Origin of the sequence: Pseudomonas viridiflava (genome assembly GCF_900184295.1) — a bacterium.
Classification (GTDB): Bacteria; Pseudomonadota; Gammaproteobacteria; order Pseudomonadales; family Pseudomonadaceae; genus Aquipseudomonas; species Aquipseudomonas viridiflava.
Map to the genome: position 1 here is coordinate 3984932 of NZ_LT855380.1, position 18938 is coordinate 4003869.

Annotated in this window: 17 protein-coding genes; 8 read left to right on the forward strand and 9 right to left on the reverse strand. The window is 58.9% G+C overall.

From position 1 onward, the window contains the following. Positions 1–288 precede the first annotated feature (288 nt). From fabF to CFBP1590_RS17955, 4 genes are all read right to left on the reverse strand, one after another. Positions 289–1572 carry a beta-ketoacyl-ACP synthase II gene (gene fabF / locus CFBP1590_RS17940; RefSeq protein WP_088235645.1) on the reverse strand — a complete coding sequence of 428 codons (1284 nt, stop codon included), beginning with the start codon at positions 1570–1572 and terminating at the stop codon, positions 289–291. Between the two features lie 2 nt (positions 1573–1574). Further along, positions 1575–4685: an efflux RND transporter permease subunit gene (locus CFBP1590_RS17945; protein WP_088235646.1), complete on the reverse strand. Its 3111-nt coding sequence runs from the start codon at positions 4683–4685 to the stop codon at positions 1575–1577. Further along, positions 4682–5788 (reverse strand): efflux RND transporter periplasmic adaptor subunit, encoded by a 1107-nt coding sequence (locus CFBP1590_RS17950; protein ID WP_029243966.1) that lies wholly within the window; start codon positions 5786–5788, stop codon positions 4682–4684. Before CFBP1590_RS17950 ends, CFBP1590_RS17945 begins: the two co-directional genes overlap by 4 nt. A gap of 74 nt (positions 5789–5862) precedes the next feature. After that, positions 5863–6477, reverse strand: a complete 615-nt coding sequence (locus tag CFBP1590_RS17955; RefSeq protein WP_029243965.1) for a TetR/AcrR family transcriptional regulator — start codon at positions 6475–6477, stop codon at positions 5863–5865. An 87-nt stretch (positions 6478–6564) separates the two neighbouring features. Between CFBP1590_RS17955 and CFBP1590_RS17960 the strand changes: the two genes are divergently transcribed. The 4 genes from CFBP1590_RS17960 (at position 6565) to CFBP1590_RS17975 (ending at position 10786) form a co-directional block, all read left to right on the forward strand. Continuing rightward, positions 6565–8022, forward strand: coding sequence for an efflux transporter outer membrane subunit (locus CFBP1590_RS17960; RefSeq protein ID WP_029243964.1), 1458 nt, complete (start codon positions 6565–6567; stop codon positions 8020–8022). Between the two features lie 149 nt (positions 8023–8171). Continuing rightward, positions 8172–8915: a substrate-binding periplasmic protein gene (locus tag CFBP1590_RS17965; RefSeq protein ID WP_088235647.1), complete on the forward strand. Its 744-nt coding sequence runs from the start codon at positions 8172–8174 to the stop codon at positions 8913–8915. 231 nt (positions 8916–9146) lie between these two features. Beyond that, entirely contained in the window at positions 9147–10079 is a 933-nt protein-coding gene (locus CFBP1590_RS17970; RefSeq protein WP_088235648.1) for an NAD(P)-dependent alcohol dehydrogenase, read from the forward strand. A 2-nt stretch (positions 10080–10081) separates the two neighbouring features. Then, complete coding sequence (locus tag CFBP1590_RS17975; protein ID WP_004882838.1) at positions 10082–10786, forward strand: helix-turn-helix transcriptional regulator; 705 nt, start codon at positions 10082–10084, stop codon at positions 10784–10786. Between the two features lie 17 nt (positions 10787–10803). On the opposite strand, the gene gcvA is transcribed toward CFBP1590_RS17975, so the two are convergent. Then, a complete protein-coding gene (gene gcvA / locus CFBP1590_RS17980; protein ID WP_088235649.1) occupies positions 10804–11691 on the reverse strand; it encodes a transcriptional regulator GcvA in 888 nt (295 codons plus the stop codon). A 135-nt stretch (positions 11692–11826) separates the two neighbouring features. On the opposite strand from gcvA, the gene CFBP1590_RS17985 reads away from it, so the two are divergent. The 4 genes from CFBP1590_RS17985 (at position 11827) to CFBP1590_RS18000 (ending at position 14925) form a co-directional block, all read left to right on the forward strand. Continuing rightward, positions 11827–12669, forward strand: coding sequence for an EamA family transporter (locus CFBP1590_RS17985; RefSeq protein ID WP_088235650.1), 843 nt, complete (start codon positions 11827–11829; stop codon positions 12667–12669). Positions 12670–13177: 508 nt separating this feature from the next. Beyond that, positions 13178–13675 (forward strand): PAAR domain-containing protein, encoded by a 498-nt coding sequence (locus tag CFBP1590_RS17990; RefSeq protein WP_088235651.1) that lies wholly within the window; start codon positions 13178–13180, stop codon positions 13673–13675. Positions 13676–13678: 3 nt separating this feature from the next. Next, positions 13679–14413: an alpha/beta hydrolase family protein gene (locus tag CFBP1590_RS17995; RefSeq protein WP_029243958.1), complete on the forward strand. Its 735-nt coding sequence runs from the start codon at positions 13679–13681 to the stop codon at positions 14411–14413. Next, the gene (locus CFBP1590_RS18000; RefSeq protein ID WP_029243957.1) at positions 14410–14925 is read left to right on the forward strand and encodes a hypothetical protein; all 516 of its coding nucleotides are present in this window, start codon (positions 14410–14412) and stop codon (positions 14923–14925) included. Before CFBP1590_RS17995 ends, CFBP1590_RS18000 begins: the two co-directional genes overlap by 4 nt. A gap of 115 nt (positions 14926–15040) precedes the next feature. Here the strand turns inward: CFBP1590_RS18000 and CFBP1590_RS18005 are convergent, their stop codons facing one another. From CFBP1590_RS18005 to CFBP1590_RS18020, 4 genes are all read right to left on the reverse strand, one after another. Then, complete coding sequence (locus CFBP1590_RS18005; protein ID WP_029243956.1) at positions 15041–15751, reverse strand: tRNA (adenine(22)-N(1))-methyltransferase; 711 nt, start codon at positions 15749–15751, stop codon at positions 15041–15043. Positions 15752–16011: 260 nt separating this feature from the next. Continuing rightward, positions 16012–16917, reverse strand: coding sequence for an NADP-dependent oxidoreductase (locus CFBP1590_RS18010; protein ID WP_088235652.1), 906 nt, complete (start codon positions 16915–16917; stop codon positions 16012–16014). A gap of 81 nt (positions 16918–16998) precedes the next feature. Beyond that, positions 16999–17367 carry an antibiotic biosynthesis monooxygenase family protein gene (locus tag CFBP1590_RS18015; RefSeq protein WP_058431807.1) on the reverse strand — a complete coding sequence of 123 codons (369 nt, stop codon included), beginning with the start codon at positions 17365–17367 and terminating at the stop codon, positions 16999–17001. A gap of 238 nt (positions 17368–17605) precedes the next feature. Beyond that, positions 17606–18847 (reverse strand): OprD family porin, encoded by a 1242-nt coding sequence (locus CFBP1590_RS18020; protein WP_088235653.1) that lies wholly within the window; start codon positions 18845–18847, stop codon positions 17606–17608. Positions 18848–18938 lie beyond the last annotated feature (91 nt).

Genomic DNA, 18938 nt, shown 5'->3' on the forward strand with positions numbered 1-18938 from the left:
AAAGGCCTGTACATCCGATGAATATTCATCGGCTGAATTACAGCATTCGCGGACAAGTCCGCTCCCACAAATCATTTTTCTTCAATGAGTTACAGGTTTTTTGATAAGAGGCGGCTTGCTGGCGATGCAGTCGACTCGGTGTATCAGGAAAGCCGCGTTACCGCTCATCGCGGGCAAGCCCCTCCTCGCACAGTCCGATGTTCGTTGCCAGACCGAGCCGTGTCAGACACAAAGACATTTCTCACCGTCAGGTTTCGCTGTGGATCAACACGACGTTCCATACAGTAGCTACGACCACCGCCGAAACAACGCGCTGGCATTCACGCCACCAAAACCAAACCCGTTCGACAGCGCATGGGTGATCGGCATCTTGCGGGCGGTCAGCGCCACCAGATCCAGGCCATCGGCCGCTTCATCCGGGTGGATGAGGTTCAGTGTCGGCGGTACGATCTGGTCGCGCAGCGCCAGAACAGTGAACACTGCCTCGATCCCGCCTGCGGCACCGAGCAGATGCCCGGTGGCGGACTTGGTCGAGGTGATCGCGACCTTGGCGCCTGCACCGAACACCGCCTGAATCGCAGCAAGCTCACCTTTGTCGCCGACCTGTGTCGAGGTGGCGTGGGCGTTGATATGCTGCACCTCTGAAGGATCCACGCTGCCCTGACGCAGCGCCTGCTCCATGGCCCGGCGCGCGCCATTGCCGTCTTCGGGGCCTGCGGTCAGGTGGTGGGCGTCGGCGCTGGTGCCGTATCCCACCAGTTTTGCAATCGGCATCGCGCCTCGTGCCAACGCGTGCTCCAGCGACTCGATGACCAGCAGCCCTGCGCCTTCAGCCATGACGAACCCGTCGCGGTCCCGGTCGAACGGGCGCGAGACCTCCTGAGGCCGGTCGGCAACCCCGGTGGACAGTGCCCGCGCAGCGGCAAAACAACCCAGCGTGACGCGATCGATTGCCGCTTCGGTCCCGCCGCAAATCGCAATATCCGCCTCGCCGCTTCTGATCAGCCGCGCTGCGTCGCCAATCGCCTGCACACCGGCTGCGCAGGCCGTCACCGGCGCGCCCAGCGGCCCCTTGAAACCGTAGCGGATCGAGACATGCCCCGCTGCCATGTTGGCCAGAAACGACGGCGCAGTGAACGGCGACAAGCGACGTGGTCCACGCGTGTCTGTCGTGCGTACGGCATCGGCAATCACCCCGAACCCGCCGACGCCGGAGGCAATGATGGTGGCCGTGCGTTGCTGCTCTGCCTCGGTTTCAGGATGCCAACCGGACTGCTCCAACGCCTCGTGCGCAGCCACCAGCGCGAATTCGATGAAGCGGTCCATTTTCTTGCGTTCTTTCGGCGCGATCACGCGATCCGGGTCGTAACCTGCGATCGGATCGTGTTCAAGCGTCGGCACCTGGCCTGCGACCGAGACGCCTGTGCCGTCACTGACCGCGTCGTCGAGCGCACGGATACCTGACTGTCCTTCCAGCAACCTGCGCCAGACTTCTTCTGCACCGCAGCCCAACGGCCCGACCACTCCGCAGCCGGTGACGACAATGCGCTTTTGTCCTTGGTGATTGTTCATGCTCAGGTCCTCGTCATAGGTGCGTCAGTGGATACGGGTTGCGAAGCCTGCGGCTCTTGATCGGGGCGAATCTTGTACCAGATGGAATACATGGCTGGCAGGAACACCAGGGTCATGACCGTACCGCCCAGCGTGCCGCCGATCAGTGTGTACGCCAGCGTGCCCCAGAACACCGAATGCGTGAGCGGGATAAACGCCAGGATCGCGGCGAGTGCCGTGAGCAGCACCGGACGCGCTCGCTGCACGGTGGCTTCCACCACGGCATGGAAAGGATCAAGCCCATCCTTTTCGTTCTGGTCGATCTGCCCGATCAGAATCAGCGTGTTGCGCATCAGAATGCCGGACAGCGCGATAAGCCCCACCAGCGCGTTGATGCCGAATGGCTGATTGAACAGCAGCAAGGTCGGTACTACACCAATGAGCCCCAGTGGCGCGGTCATGAACACCATGACCATCGCCGACATCGAACGCACCTGCAGGATGATGATCAGCAAGGTGACCGCAATCATGATCGGGAACAGCGGCAGCAATGCCACGGTCGCCTTGGCCGACTCCTCGATCGAACCGGCCTGATCAATGCGGTAACCGGCCGGCAGGTTGTCGATGATCGGCTGCAACTCCTTGATGATCTTCGATGACACATCCGGCGGCTGCAGATGCTCGGCAATGTCGCCGCGCACGGTGATGGTGGGCAGACGGTCACGACGACGCAGAATCGGGTCTTCCATGCGCACGCCGACTTCGCCGATCTGCGAGAGCGGAATGCGCTGACCACCGGAACCCACGAGGGTAAAGCCTGCGATTTTCGCCGGGTCCAGACGGATATCCCCGGCAGCCCTGCCCATGACCTCGACCGAGCGAATGTCTTCGCGCACCGAGGTGATCGGCACACCGGACAGCAGGAATTGCAATTGTTGGGCGACCGCGCTGGACGTCAGCCCGACGGCCTGCAGGCGATCCTGATTCAGCGAGAAATGCAGCGTCGGTACGCGCGAGCCCCAGTCCGTGTTGACGGTGCGCATCATTGGGCTGTCCTGCATGACAGTCTGTACCTGCTGCGCAATCTCGCGCAGTTTGTCAGGATCGGGACCGGCAACACGGTACGCGACCGGAAACGGCGAATACGGCCCGAACACCAGTTGTGTCACCCGCACCCGCGCTTCGGGTGCCAGCCCCTGCGCGACTGCTTCGCGAATGCTGTGCTTGAGCGTTTCACGCGATTCCTGGCTGTCCGTCAGCACGACGATCTTGGCAAACGATGGATCGGGCAATTCAGGCGCCATCGCCAGATAAAAACGCGGCGAGCCCTGGCCGATATAGGCCGTCACGATCTTCGCCGCGTCCTGCTTATGCAGCCACGCCTCGACCTTGGCCGTGGTGGCGCTGGTCTGCTCGTTGGAGGTGCCGTACGGCATCTGCACTTCGATCAGCACTTCCGGGCGATCCGAGGTCGGGAAGAACTGTTTCTTGACCAGCCCCATGCCCAGCACCGCGACGACAAAGGTCACGATCACCACGATTGCGACCAGCCATTTGCGAGCGATGACCCGAGCCAGAATCCGGCGGAAACGATTGTAGTGTGGCGTGTCGTAAATCGCGGCGTGACCGCCTTCGACCGGCTTGATGTCAGGCAGCAACTTCACGCCCAGGTAAGGCGTAAACACGACGGCGACGACCCAGGACGCAATCAGCGCGATGCCGACGATCCAGAACATGTTGCTGGTGTATTCGCCCGCCGTGGACTGGGCAAAACCGTTGGGCATGAAACCGACCGCCGTGACCAGCGTACCGGCGAGCATGGGCGCTGCGGTGTGACTCCAGGCGTAGGCCGAGGCCTTGATGCGGTCGTAGCCCTCCTCCATTTTCACCACCATCATTTCGATGGCGATGATCGCGTCATCCACCAACAGGCCCAGCGCCAGAATCAGCGAGCCCAGGGTGATGCGGTCGAAGTTCTTGCCCGTCGCTTCCATGACCACGAACACAATCGCCAGAGTCAGCGGTACGGCAGCCGCCACCACCACGCCCACTCGCCAGCCCATGCTGAGGAAACAGACCAGCATCACCACCAACAGCGCGACGAAGAACTTGATCATGAACTCATCGACCGATGAAGCGATGTTCACGGACTGGTCGGTGACTTTGGAAAGCGTCATGCCCAACGGCATGGCCGCGTTGATGCTGGCGGTCTCGGCATCCAGTGCCTTGCCGAGGTCAAGCCCGTTCCAGCCATCGCGCATCACGACGCCCAGCAGCAAGGCGGGCTCACCCTGGCTGCGGACCATAAACGTGGCAGGATCCTCATAACCGCGCTCGACGGTCGCGACGTCCGTCAGCTTGAGGGTTCTGCCCTGCACGGCAATCGGTGTATTGCGGATTTTCTCGAGCTTGTCGAACGCGCCATCCAGACGCAAAAACACCTGAGGCCCATCGGTCTCGATGGAGCCCGCAGGCGTCAATACGTTCTGGGTATTGAGCGCAGCAAAGATGTCCTGCGGCGAAACACCCAGCGTAGCGAGCCGCTCGTGGGAGAACGACACGAAAATGCGCTCGGCCTTCTCTCCAACGATGTTGATCTTCTTCACGCCGGGTACGTGCAGCAACCGCTGACGAAGGGCTTCGGCATCGCGCACCAGCAGGCGTTGCGGTTCGCCCTTGGCCTTCAAGGCAAAGAGCGCAAAGGTCACGTCCGAGAACTCGTCGTTGACCATCGGACCGATCACGCCTGCCGGCAGAGTCTTCGCTGCATCGCCAACTTTCTTTCGCGCCTGATAGAACTCTTCCTGCACCTGGGACGGCGGAGTCTTGTCCTGCAGCGAGACCATGGTGAACGCCAGACCGGCGCGAGTGTAGGTCTCGCTGCGGTCGTACCATTTCAGTTCCTGCATGCGCTTCTCAAGCGGCTCAGCGACCTGATCCTGCATTTCCTGTGCGGTTGCGCCGGGCCATGCCGAAATGATCGTCAGTTGCTTGACCGTGAACGGCGGGTCTTCGGCGCGCCCCAGTTTGAAGAAGGAGAGCGTACCAGCGACGCCGATCAGGAAGATCAGAAACAACGTGATGGACCGTTCGCGAACGGCCAGCGCCGAGAGGTTGAAACGGCCCGAGCTCATGGCTTCGCTCCGGCAACGACAGTACTCGGTTGCAGCACCAGCACCTCTTCGCCCTCGTGAAGCAGATGGGCACCGAGCGCCACGATCTGTTCGCCGGGCTTCAAGCCACCTGTCACTCGGGCTGAATCGTCGCTCAGGCCCAGCAACTGCACGCCGCGCCATGACACTTTTGTCGGTGTTCCGGCAATCACCCACACGCCTGCCCCCTGGCCTGCGTCATGAAGGGCGCCAATGGGCACCGCGAGCGCTTGCATGGAGGTCTTGCCATCATCAATCTCGAGCGTGACAGTCGAACCCAACGGAGCGACGGCGTTGGCACCGTCGAGTACGTAACGGGCTTCAAAGGTTCGGGTCAGTGGATCGGCCGAGTCGGACAGCAGCCGTAGTTTCGCGGGGACCACCTCGGCGTTGTTTCCGTACATCCGCGCCTGCGCTGCAGAACCGACTGCAGGCCGCAACGTTTCCGGCAAATGGACAATGGCCTCACGCTGACCCGACTTGGCGAGTCTCACCACCGGCTGCCCTGCGCTGACGACCTGTCCGGGCTCTGCGAGGGTGTCGACCACGACGCCGTCGGCATCGGCCAGCAACACCGCATAGCCGGTGGCATTGCGTGCGACAGCAGCCTGCGCCTGCGCAGCACTGAGATCGGCTTTGGCCGTATCAGCCAGCGATTTGATCCGGTCGTAGGCGGATGCGGAAATGGCGCCGGCAGCGACCAGATCCCGGTTGCGGGCTTCGTCGTCTGCCGTTTGTTTTGCCCGCGCCACGGCAGCTGCCACAGCCTGCTGCTGGGCTTGCGCCTGAAGACCAAGATCGACCGGGTCCAGACGCATGAGCGGCTGGCCGCGCTTGACGGTCTGCCCCGTGTCCACCAGACGTTCCAGAACCTTCCCGGAGACTCGGAACCCGAGGTCACTCTGCACGCGAGCGACCACCACGCCTGTGAACGAACGAGCGCCGTCACTGGCGCTCGCAACCGCGGCGCTTCTCACCAACGGAGGTTGCGTACGAGGATCGCGCACGCTCGACGAGTCGCCACACGCGGTCAGAACGAAGGGCAGAGCACAAACGGCGAGCGTTGCAGGTATGAGCCGGAGCATGGGATCCCTAACTTTTAAGGTGAGCAGGAATCCGATTCTCTAGATAGTGACCAATTTAGTCAATAGTCACAACGTTATGGGGCGAGGCTTCTCAGTATCAGCGCGGACAGATGCACGGGGGCTGTGGGCACGATATCCAGGTTGTACTGCAACTGGACCGGGCTGATGTAGGGACGCATCACCAGATGAATGGCATGAACGGTTTCATCCAGTGGCGTCTTGCGCTCGAACTCGCCGGACTCACGCCCTTCAAGAACGATCTGCTGGATCAGTTCGCGCAAACGGGCATCGTGCGCTAGCGCGGACGGCCACTTGTCACGGGTGGCGACGGCGGCAATGTCGTGCAGCTTGCGGTCGTGAAAGAACAGATCGCTACCGGCCTCGACAACCGCGCGGAACAGGCGCCGCAGCTTCTCCGAGGCGGTTGGCGCATCTGCGATTGCCGCATCGACGATGGTCATGATCATGGCCAGGCGATTGGAACAGATCACCTCGCCGATGGCCTGCTTGGAGTCGAAGAACTTGTAGATGTAGGCCTTGGAAAAACCGATGGCCTTGGCAAGATCGGACACTGTGGTTTTCTCGAAACCGTAGTGACCGAAGTGTTCGGTGGCCGCTTCCACGACCTGATCGCGAACGCTGTGGTCGGACGGTCCGCGTGATGGGGTCGTATCGATATGCTTAGTCATGTTTCCAGCTTAGCTCCGCAAGCCCTGATTGACAACAAGTGACCAAATTGTAATATGGTCACAATTGTTCATCCCAAGGAAATCTCAATGCGCCCGCTCTCCACGTACGCACTACTGATGAGTGCCAGCCTGATGGCGGGCTGCGCCGTAGGTCCGGATTACCAGCGTCCGGACGCTCCTGTGTCGGCTCATTATCTGGCTCGACCTGACGCAAGGCCGGATTCTACAGCGCTCAAGCTCGATAATGCGGCCTGGTGGCAGAGTTTTGCCGACCCACTGTTGAACGAGTTCGTTTCCAGTGCGCTGGCGCAGAACCTCACACTGGCTCAGGCCAGCGCGCAGCTGACTCAAGCGCGCGCCGGGCTCAGCGCGGCCACTGCTGCGCTGCTGCCATCGGGTAACGTCAGCGGGCAGGCTTCGCGCGCCTATCAGTCAGTGGAAACGCCGCTCGGACAGGTACTGGACTCAACCCCGGGCTTTGATCGCTACGGCAATGCATACGAAGCCAACCTCAACGCCGCCTGGGAATTGGACGTATTTGGCGGACTGAGGCGCGGCCGCGAAGCCGCACTGGCTGACTATCAGGCATCCGAGGCGGGCGTTGCGGCCACACGCTTGGCGATTGCAGCGCAAACGGCTGATACCTACATCATGATTCGCGGGTTGCAAACGCGACTGGACATCGCGCAACGGCAGGTCAAGACCCGGCAGGATCTGCTGGAGAAAGTGCAGATGCTGTACGACAGAGGTCTGTCACCCGAGTACGAACTGCGCCAGACCGAAGGCGAACTCGCGCAGGTTCAGGCGACCGTGCCTGTTCTGCAGTCAGGACTGGATGCCGCCATGAATGCCCTCGACGTCATGCTGGGCGTACCTCCTGGCACCCACCGCACGAAACTGGCGGCAGCGAAAGCGATACCGGGCGCCCCACCACTCATCGCAACCGGCACACCTGCCGATCTTTTGCGCCGCAGACCTGACCTTATGGTCGCTGAACGCCGCCTTGCCGCTTCCAGCGCCCGTATCGGTGTGGCAGTCAGCGAGTACTACCCCAAGCTTTCGCTGAGCGCCCTGCTCGGCAGTGCGACAGCGGTGTCGAGCGGCAACCTGTTCAGCAGCGGTGCCAGCCAGTCGGCAGGCGTACTGGGACTGCGCTGGAGGCTGTTCGATTTCGGCCGCGTCAACGCGCAGATCAACCAGGCCAAGGGCGCAGAAGCAGAAGCCCTGGCCGCTTATCGACAGTCCGTTTTGCGAGCCACCGAAGATGTCGAGAATGCGTTCTCGTCGCTGATCAATCGCACGAGTCAGACGACCATTCTCAGCCGGGGTGAAAAGGCACTGACTGCAGCAAGACAGTCGTCCTTCGCGGGCTATCAGAACGGGGCAGCCAGCCTGATCGACGTGTTGCGCGCCGACGAAACGATGCTTCAGACATCGGACGCCAGAGCCCTGGCCCAGACCGAAACCGCCCGTGCCGCCGTGGCTGCCTTCAAGGCACTCGGGGGTGGCTGGCAAGCGCCGGGGGCAGATGTTGCGGTTCGATAGCCGCCGTAATAAACCGGAACTCGGTGGGCACTGAATCCAAATGCATATTTTTCCCTGCCACCCGGGCTGCCAAGCCATTCGCTTGAGTCTATGCTTGTCTTGACTGTCGATCCGACCTGAGTGATCGAACAGCCCACCAGGCAGGCCATGTGAATTATTCGACACTGATTTCAGTACTGTTGTGTCTGTTGCTCAGCGCGCCTGCCAGGGCCGATCACTATCAGGTCGTGACTGAAGAATGGGCGCCCTACAATTATTCAGAGAACGGTCATCTTACCGGCATGACCACCGAGATAGTCCGCGCAATCATGAAGGTCACCGGGCACGAATTCACTATCGTGCTGGCGCCCAGCATGAGGGCGAGTCACATATTGAAGATGCGGCCCAGGACCATCATGTACTCCATGTTTCGCACTCCAGAGCGCGAGCACTTGTACAAGTGGGTCGGCCCCATCCTGGAAGAGTCGATACACCCTTATCAACTGGCAACGGCACCGCCAGTCACCTCGCTCGAACAACTGCTGCACGCGCCGCAGATCACCACCCGGCACGCAGGTCTGCTGCCCGACATGCTGCAGTCACTGGGCTTTAGAAACCTCGATAAAAGCGCCACCGAAAGCGTACAGCTCTACCGCATGCTGCTGAACGGTCGCACCAGCATCATCATCGGCGACACCGCTGCGGGCGTGGCCTACCAGAGCCGACAACTGAACATCGCCCCCGGAACACTGCGACAGGTTCCTATCGAGCTGTATCGCTCCTCGCTCTACATCGCCTTCAGTCAGGACAGTGAAGACGAACTGGTTGCCTCATGGGCCAGCGCTCTGGAAACCCTGCGTCAGTCCGGTGAACTGGAGCGTATTCAGCAGAGGTATGAGCAGCCGTTGCAGTGATACACAAGTCTGTTTGAATACTGATCCGTGCCGATGCTCCGCGCTCAACGTCATACACAAATCCTACTGGAGGAATGCGACGATGATCGTTCCCACGCTCTGCGCTCGTCGTTAGCACGCACGAGCGATGGGAACGATCATCAACGCATCAACAGCCCGCCCATCATGGTGACAAAAACTGTCCCTGTCGCTGTGTAGTGTCATCCCCACACTCAACGGGGAAGACATCTCATGAAACGCATTCAGTACAGCAAGTACGGCGGTCCGGAGTTGATGCGGCTCGAAGATTTCGAGTTGTCCAGCCCCGAAAAGGACGAAGTGGCGGTGCAGGTCAGGTACGCCGCCATCAACCCGATTGACTGGAAATTGCGCAGCGGGGTCATGAAGATTGTCACCGGCAAGACCTTTCCTCGGGCGATGGGCATGGATTTTTCGGGCACGGTTATCAGGGCTGGCGCGGACGTCACTCGGCTCAAGGTAGGCGACGCAGTAATGGGACTGGCCCGTTTCAAGGAAAGCGGCGCGTTTGCTCAGGCAGTCGTGACCAAGGAAGCCTTTCTGGCCATAAAACCCGAGTCGCTCTCGTTCGAGGATGCCGCCTGCATCGGCACGCCGGGCATCACGGCCTGGAACGGACTGGTCGACAAGGCAAAGCTGCAGGCAGGCCAGCACGTGTTCATCAACGGCTGCTCGGGCGCGGTCGGCGAAGCGGCGGTGCAGATTGCGCGTTATCTAGGTGCCACCGTCTCAGGCAGCTGCAGCGCCAGGGATATCCAGAAGGCCAGGGCGTTGGGTGTGGATACGGTTTACGATTATCGGACGACGCCTGTTTCAGCCATCAGCACCCGTTTTGATGTGGTGCTGGACACCGCGGCCACCCTGAGCGTATCTCAAGGCCTTGCGATGTTACGGCCCGGCGGCGTATTCCTTGACCTGAACCCCAGCCCCGGCAAATTCATACATGCCCTCTTCGACCGTAGGCTCAAGCCCATCATAGGTTCGCCACGCGCCGAGATTCTGGATAAGCTGGCCGAAGCCGCCAGCCAGGGCAGATTCAGGGTCCCGGTGGGTGAAGTCGTTCCCTTGAGTAGCGCGATCAACCTGATCACCGACATTGAACAAGGACGCAAATTCGGTGGCAAAGGTGTTATCGCGATGGAGTAGGCATGGCCAGAAGTCATCGTTTGTTTGAATTGATGCAAGCGCTTCGCCGACATCGCAGAACCGTCTCGGGGGCGTCCCTCGCGCAGGAGCTGGGCGTTTCGCTGCGCACCATCCGCCGTGATGTCGCAACCCTGCAAGGCATGGGAGCCGACATCGAGGGAGAACCGGGCCTGGGCTATATCCTCAAGCCCGGTTTTCTGCTTCCTCCGCTGTCGTTCACGGAGGAGGAAATTCAAGCCTTGATGATTGGCGCGCAGTGGGTCAGCCGCCAGACCGACGACAAATTCGCCTTCGCCGTGAAAAACGCCCTGGCCAAGATAAGTGCCGTTCTGCCGGTGGAGATGCGGCCGACGCTGGAGGACGAGACGTTCTACATCAGCAGGCCGTTCAGCGCTTCATCCACCATCGACCTGAGCGAGATCCGCCGTGCGTTGCGTGATCAGTGCAAGCTGAGCATCACGCTTTCAATCGAACATGCGCCCAAGGATCCGCAGACCATCTGGCCGATCATGCTCGGCTTCATCGAGTCCAGGCGTCATCTGGCGGCGTGGTGCGAAGGTGACAGCAAATACCGGATTATCGACATGGACGACATTGCAGAAGCGCAGGTCCTGACCGAACGCTACACGCGCAATCGTCGCCAGATGATCAAAGAGTGGCGTGCGCTGGAGATACTGCCCTGCAACGTCCGGGGTGAGACCTGCTGACACGGGCAGCCCTTTACTCAACCGTCACCCTGCCCCTCCAGCCACGCACAGAACAACTGCACCGTTTCATCGTCCAGTTTTTCGTCAGGCACATAGGCGCAGTAACTGCGCGACTTGAGGCGCGGCCCGGCAAAGGGCGTCACCAGCCTTCCAGCCTGCAGGTCACTGGCAACCAGCGCCGCGGGCCCCATCGCGATGCCCAATCCGTCGATGGCAGCCTGCAAGGTCAGATAAAAGTGATCGAACACCACGCCCGCAGCTGGCTGCAATGCCGGAACGTCGGCGCTCGCCAGCCAGTCAGGCCACAACCTTGGCAAGCTGGAGGTATGTAGCAGCGTGTGGTGTCTCAGGTCCTCTGGGGTATTCAACGGCAGTCGCTTCAGAAGCGCCGGGCTACACACAGGAATTCTGTCTTCACGCAGGAATACGCGGGTCCGATAGCCATAAAGCGTGTCCGGCCCACCGCGAATGATGATGTCGTAGGGCTCCTTCAGGCTTTCCACGGCCTTGTTCGAGGTATGCACCTGCACATCGATGCCGGGATGCTTGGCGCGAAACGCATCAAGTCGCGGCACCAGCCAGCGCAACGTGAAGGTCGCAAGGGCATTCACCAGCAGCGTGCGCGGGGCCGGATCAGGCAAGCCGAACCGCGCCGTCGCCAGCGCGATCTGTTCAAGCAACGGCCCGATTTCAGCCAGATACGCTCTGGCGGCCGCAGTCAGAACGACCCGACGGTTGTGTCGTTCAAACAACGCCGAGCCCAGCCAGTCCTCAAGCAGACGAACGCTCTGACTGATCGCTCCGGACGTGACATGCAGTTCGGCTGCGGCCTCCTTGAAGCTGCCCAGACGGCCAGCCGCTTCGAAAGCGCGCAAGGCATTGAGCGGGGGCAATTCTCGTTTCATTCGCAATAGCCAAGCTAACGTGAGCAGCCAATTTATCTGGTTTGTCAGGCCGTACTAAGATAGATATTTTGCCGAACAGATAAACACTGCCTTTGCTTCTGGCGCCTCCTTCGCACTGCCCACTCGGAAAACACCATGCTCAGTTACGCAGGCGGTCTGGTTCTACTCGCTGCCGTGCTCCATGCAGGCTGGAATGCCATGCTGCACGGCAACCGCGACCGCCATCTGTCCATGGCCTGGATGGGCATCATGATCGCGTCGGTGGCGACCGTGGCCGTCATAATGCTGCCCTTGCCAGCCGCCGGGGCATGGCCCTATCTGCTGGCCTCCGGGCTGGTGCACATCGTCTACAACATCAGTCTGGTGCGCTCGTATCGCAATAGTGATCTGGCGGTGGCTTATCCGATAGCACGAGGTTCTTCCCCGCTGCTCGTAACGCTCGGTGCTGCGTTGTTTGCCAACGAAACCCTCAGCGCTGTGCATGTCTTGGGGATCGTCATGATATCGGGCGGCATTCTCACGCTCGCCTTCCTGGACCGCCATGTCTCCCGCTCCGGCGTTCTGGCTGCACTTGCCACCGGCGTGCTGATCGCGCTCTACACCGTGATCGACGGCATCGGCGTGCGGCAATCGCAGGGGCAGGCGCTGGCCTACACCGCCTGGATGTTCATGTCGTTCTGGGCCATGCCGTTGCTGTTTGTAGCGAGCCGTGGGCTCAACGAACTGGCCGCGTCCTTGAAAAAGCATCCCGCCGCTGTCAGCTCTTCGGCGCTCGGTGGACTGGTGTCCATCGCCGCCTACGGCATCGTGATCTGGGCCATGCAGTCAGGCGCCATGGGCGGCGTGTCGGCCTTGCGCGAGACCAGCGTGGTGTTCGCGGCGCTGATCGGTAAGATGTTTCTGGGCGAAGAAATGAGCGCGAAGCGCTGGGCCGTTTGCGGACTGGTGGCGGCTGGGGCTATTTGTCTTGGGCTCTAGCGCTGTGAGATTCCAAAAGATACTCATACTTAATTACAATCTTCCTGATCGACCAAAACTACGTCGCGGCCAATACCGCAAAAAAACGGGTGTCACTCAAGCGACAATGCAAAAACCAAAACTTTCCTGTACGCCCTTGCCGTTTCGAACGCGGTCGAAGCTTAGTGCTCATCGGATAGAAGCCTGCTCATGTGCAACCTGGGGCTAAAGCGCAGGACCACATTTAAGCTTCGGCCTAACGTAAACACACAAAATCCATAGAACTGCAACATCGAAAAATTTTTTCAGCCGGGGTGGGGGGCGCATGGCCCATGACTGAATTTATTGACCCTCCTCAACCCGGAACACCTCCCGGCTCCATATGTTGAGCCGCAGTCGCTAGAGACCTGAAATATCCATTGTCTAACCAATGTTCCACAGGTAGCTTAGCGCGGTAGTAGAGAAGCCAAAGCCTTTCACTTAAGGTAGCTAACTAGACACTTTCTCGACACCTTGAAACGGATTTCTTATGAGTGGAAAACCTGCAGCACGCGCGACAGACCCTACTAGCTGCCCGCTTCCTAGTCACGGCATCAACCCGATAGTGGGCGGTTCCCCCAATGTATTTTTCGATGGCCTTCCTGCCGCTCGCCTCAACGATAAATCCGCGTGTGGAAGCCCGATTACAGGAGCGGTAAGCTCAACCGTATTCATAAACGGCTTGAACGCCGCTACGCTGGGCAGTACCGGTAGCCATGGCAATGTCATCATAGGCGGATCGGGGACGGTCATCATTGGGGATACGCACACCCCTGTGCCGTTCAGTGGATTAGTTCCAATGCCTGTGCCCTTCAATGACAAGATCAGACTGATCAACGAGTCTACCGGTGAACCGATGATTAATCATGGCTACACCATCCAGCGCGCGGACGGCAGGTTCGAACATGGCGCAAGCGACTCCATGGGTTTTACGCATATGATAAGCGCCCATTGCGCTGAACAAATAAAGCTTTTTGTGGAGGACTGAGATATGGAGGCAGAACAAGTCATTCTTCCGAACGGCAAAACAGCAACGCTGGCAAAAACACACACTTTGACAGCCGCAAATGACAGCACGGTAAAAACTGTTCCGATTGCGACAAAGAAAGCGATTGTTTTCTTTATCGGCGGAGCTGCAGATCAGGAAAAATATTACTTTCAGGGTGCGTTCCACAATATCGATGGCGCCAGAAACATTCTGGACCAGAGAATAAGCGCCAACAGCAAGCTGTCATCAAAGTACACCAGCTGGCTCAGAAGTTACAAAGATGCAAAAGGCGCCGGGGACATTCAAACGTATTTTACTAAAAAAATCCCTGACAAATCTTGCCCTATTTACATCATTGGCCACAGTCTTGGAGGATGGAACGGAGCGCACGTGTCGCGCATATTGTCGGAGGCCGGTTACAAAATAAAGTTTTTGGTAACACTCGACCCCGTAGGAGAAGGTTTTTGGGTGTGGCTAGGCTCTGATATTTATAAATCCGAGCCCCAGCCCATTGCTGAAACCTGGATCAATATTTTAGCAAACGCCAGTGTTCCCGACTCCTCCGACGGCGTTGCAGAATTTGGAGAGCGCTGGATTATATCCGGCGGAACAACGCTGAATAAAACCGCTGATATTCATCACGCCTCTGCAGACAGGATGTTCATCGAACCCGTTCAGGGGAAAAAATCGGCGTGCGACCTGGTTTTTGAATCCATAAACGGTATTTTTGGCCAATGACTAAAAAGCACAACTTCATATTTCTTGCAGCGCTGCTGTGCACTGCCTGCACCAAGACGGCTGATGTTCCGCCCGCCAACCTGACTTTATCTTCTTATGGACCCGGCCAAAAAAATCTTTACGCCGTTAACTTCTCGTCGAATATCGATCTACTGAACGCATTCAGTACTTATGAGAAGGCCAACCAACTTACCCCTATGCTCATATGTTCTCTGGAGCACGGCACTGACGTTTCCTCGGCACGTCCATTAAATATAAAAGCAGAGGGAAGAGTAGAAGCGACACGTCGGACGAAAACCTCATACGGCTTCGTTTCTGATCTTGTCTTTTATTACACTACCCCTGAAGGTGATCAGCGCAATCAGAACGACTATGAAGCTATAAAGCCGTTGATCGCGAAGCAAGACACGATACCGTGCAGGGTGCGCATTACCGCTTACGGGTACAAGACTTATTACACCAACACGCTATCCATTCCTGCCCCGCTGATGATGGAGCAAATGAGCAGGTAAAGCGTAAAACCCGAGATCCATAGACGCTTTCAACGACCTGTTGCCGAGTCGAAAGCCTCCAGTCCAACACTTCGCCTCCGCAGATCAACCACCGCCCCCAGGCCAAGAAGCAAAGTCATCTGGGCGTGACAACCCTCAGTATCGTTTCAATCCAGCGAATCTGCCGCTCGATCTCCTGCAGCTTCTCTTCAGGCACGCCCTGTTTCGCCTTGGCGAAGCTGGTCAGGGTTTTCTGCCGTTGCTGCAGCAAGCGCTGCCACTTGGCCAGAAACGCCGGGCTGCGTGTCTGCAGTTGTAGCGGGCCGAAGTACAGCTCTTCTGCGGTATAGATCACCGGGCCGGTGTGCTCGGCGATGATGATTTCATAGTCGAAGCGGTTCTCGCGCAGCACTTCTTCGCAGACGATACGGTACCCGTTTTCCATCAGCCATAGGCGCAGCGGTTGCTCGCCCCCGTTTGGCTGCATGATGAGGCGTTCGGTGCCGCTCAGGCGCGCTTTGCCCGCTTCGAGGATGTCGCGAATGGTCTCGCCGCCCATGCCGCACAGGCTGATCGCGGTGATGCCGTCGTGCGGCTCGATGGCTGCCAGACCATTGGCCAGGCGAACAGTGATCCGTTGTTCGAAACCGTTTTCGTGCACCACACGCTGGGCCGCGCAAAACGGTGTGACGGCCACCTCGCCCGCTACCGCAACGTCAATTACGCCACGACGCATAAGGGCCACCGGCAGGTAGCCGTGATCAGAACCGATGTCGGCCAGCCGCGCGCCGTCAGGCACGTGCGCCGCCACGCGCTCCAGGCGCATGGACAATGTCTGTTCGTTCAACGGCAACCCCTTTCATCAAAACGTCCGCACGCACTGGCCGGATCGGGGCGCGATTCTGTCGGGGTATGACGTGGATTTCAACTCTCTGCGTCCGGACGAGCAGAGAATCACAATTGTCGTGATCCGTGCTCCGTGCGACTCGACTCGACTCGACTCGACTCGACTCGACTCGACTCGACTCGACTCGACTCGACTCGAAAGATACGACACCTGTCGCGGCCTGCGTATGCAGGCCGCGAGTCGATGATTCGATGATTCGATCAAGGAATCGTTATGACGAGCTTGCCGGTGACATGCCCGGCGGCGCTGATCTGTTGCGCGGTGGCGATTTGTTCCATCGCAAAGGTCTGCTCGATGCGCAGGTCGAGTGATCCAACCTCGTACAGTTGCGCCGCCTCTGCAAACGCCTGCTCGGGATGATCGAGCGATTTCCCTGAGAACGCCGCGCCATGCTGCGGGGCCGTTACATCAGAAATGGAAACAACACGATCAGCATCGCCGACAATCGCCACCAGCTCGGCTATCGTGCCGGCCCCTGCCAGGTCGAGTGCGGCGTCTACGCCGTTGGGCGCCAACATGCGCAGCCTTTCGGTAAGGCCGGGTTCGTAGCTCGTCGGAACAGCGCCCAGACTGCGAATGTACGGATGCTTTGGAGCGCTCGCCGTGCCAATCACGATTGCGCCGCGATGCAGTGCGATCTGGATGGCAGCCGATCCGACCCCGCCCGCAGCGCCCGTTATCAGTAGTGTTTCACCGGCCTTGATTTTGACGTGGTCGAGAATGCGAGTCGCCGTCTCAACAATGACCGGTAAACCACCCGCCACATCGATTGGCATGCTGCGCGGCACATGCGCCCAGCTTCTCAACACGGCCTGCTCCGCCAACGTATTCCGTCCGTAACCAAAGACGGTATCGCCGACCGCAAATCCTGAAACGCCCTCGCCGACCTCGTCAATCACGCCTGCTGCTTCCGAGCCGACACCGGCGGGAAAGGTCACGGGCATGAAGTCATGCATGTAGCCCGATCGTATCTTCCAATCAATGGGATTGACCCCGACGGCTAGCACCTTGATTCGCACTTCACCTGCGCCTGGGCGAGGTGGCTCTATGTCGACGATCTTCAATACCTCGGTGCCACCGTATTCATTGAACTGAACAGCTTTCATATGCATTCCTCTTACAGCGTAAAAAACCGCCGGGACAGTGATCTACCCGGGCTGTCATTCAACGGCAACAGATTGCAATCGCTAGGCTGTGCACAAATTGGCTACAGCGACTTTTTGAAACAGATGCGGACGAAACACGGCAGACGGCGGATGAGCCTTGGCGATCTCGCGGAACTCCGGGTGCTTGAAAGCAGTGCGCCAGGCTTTTGCGGACTCGAAAACCGCGTAGTTGAGATAGGTCGGGCTATCGCCCAATGCACGATGAAGTTGCGTCGAGATAAAACCGGGCTGGCGTTTCATGAAAGCGGCGTCTGCTGCCCATGCGACCAGAAAGGCTGCTTCATCTTCAGGTGACAGGGTGCAAACATTGACCAACACGATGGGTGCGGCATCGATCCCCATCTGTTGGCTCAACGGAAACGACGGATCAAGCGGCTCGACACTGGACATGATGGATTTCCTCGATCAGCTACTGGTTCATTTGCCAAGGCAAGAAACAGTCTCCGCTGCGCCAATCGTTCGTCCAGGATTTTGCCTTGTCCGCGCCATGGTAAATGGGCAGACGGACAGTTTCTGTCACCAGGGTGCCGGGTTGTTCACCGTGTGGGAGGCGCCGCCACGCCTTCGACTTAGTGGCGTCTCCCACAGCCTGATGTTTGTTACATGAGGTGAGCGTCTCGAAAATCTGTCACCACAACGGCAGTGTGTAACTCACGATAAAGCGTGTTTCATCCAGATCGTTGCCGAAGTTGGACCGGACCGTGGCGTTCCTGAGCCTGAGGCTTACGTTCTTCAACGAGCCACTCTGGATAACGTAAGCCAGATCGGTATTACGCTCCCATTCCTTGCCGGTGTTACTGCCTGCGACCAGTGCGTTATCGCCGCTGACATAGCGGGACATGAAGGTCAGTCCGGGAATGCCAAGTGCGACAAAATTGTAGTCGTAGCGCAACTGCCAGGACTTCTCCTGCGTGTTGGCAAAGTCGTTGATCTGGACGAAGTTCACCAGATACGGATCGGAGTTGGCGATGTACGGGAAGGGATCATCACCGCTCATGCGCTGGTACGCGGCCATGAATACGCTGCTGCCCAGTGTGTAGGACACTTGCCCGTTGGCGGCACGGTTGTCGAGGTTGCGGAAGTTGCCGTCCTCGGTGCTTTTCGAATACCGCAGGTCGAACTTCAGTGACTGGCGATCTGCAAGCGGGACCTCGTAAACAACGCCGCCGTAGTACTGCCGGTAAACGTTCTCCAGATTGCCGTAATACAGACTGGTGCTCAGCGTTTTGCTGAAACTGTAAGTGCCGCCGCCAAAGGTGAAGTCATCACTGGTACCGCCAATGCGGTTGCCGGTGAAGTCCTGGTAGTTGGAAGAGCTGTTGAGCTTGATCTGCTCCAGCTTGCCGCCTTGCAGGCTGAGGTTGCTGATATCTTTGGACGTCAGCATTGCGCCTTCGAAAGTAGCAGGTAACAGGCGGGTATCATTGCTCGACACCACCGGGCTGCGAAACGCCAGAGAGCCGACTTTCAGTACCGTCTCGGAGACTTTCGCCTTGGCCGTCAGCTCAAGTTTCGAGTATTCATCCTGCGAGCCACGGCCGTTTCTGGAGCTGAGGTCAGCAGGAAGCAGCCCCGTGCCGCCCGAGCCCTCCCCACCGTCCAGCTTCAGACCCAGCATGCCAAGGGCATCGAGACCGAATCCCACTGTACCAGCGGTGTAACCGGACTCGACCCGAAACAGCGCCCCTTGCGCCCACTCCTTCGCCGCGTCCCGCTGAGCGGTCGGCGGCCCGTTACGAAAGTCCCGGTTGAAATAGAAGTTGCGCAATTCCATGCTGGCCTTGCTATCGGCAATGAAGTCCGCCGAGGCCAACAGTGGATACGTAAGTGCACAAGTACTGATTAAGCAAAAAGCCTTATTGATCGACATTCCCGTCATGCTCCGGATAAGGGCAGATTGAATCGATTGGTTTTATTTTTATAAGCAGTGCGGTGACGCGTAGAACGAATTTCTGGCGGCA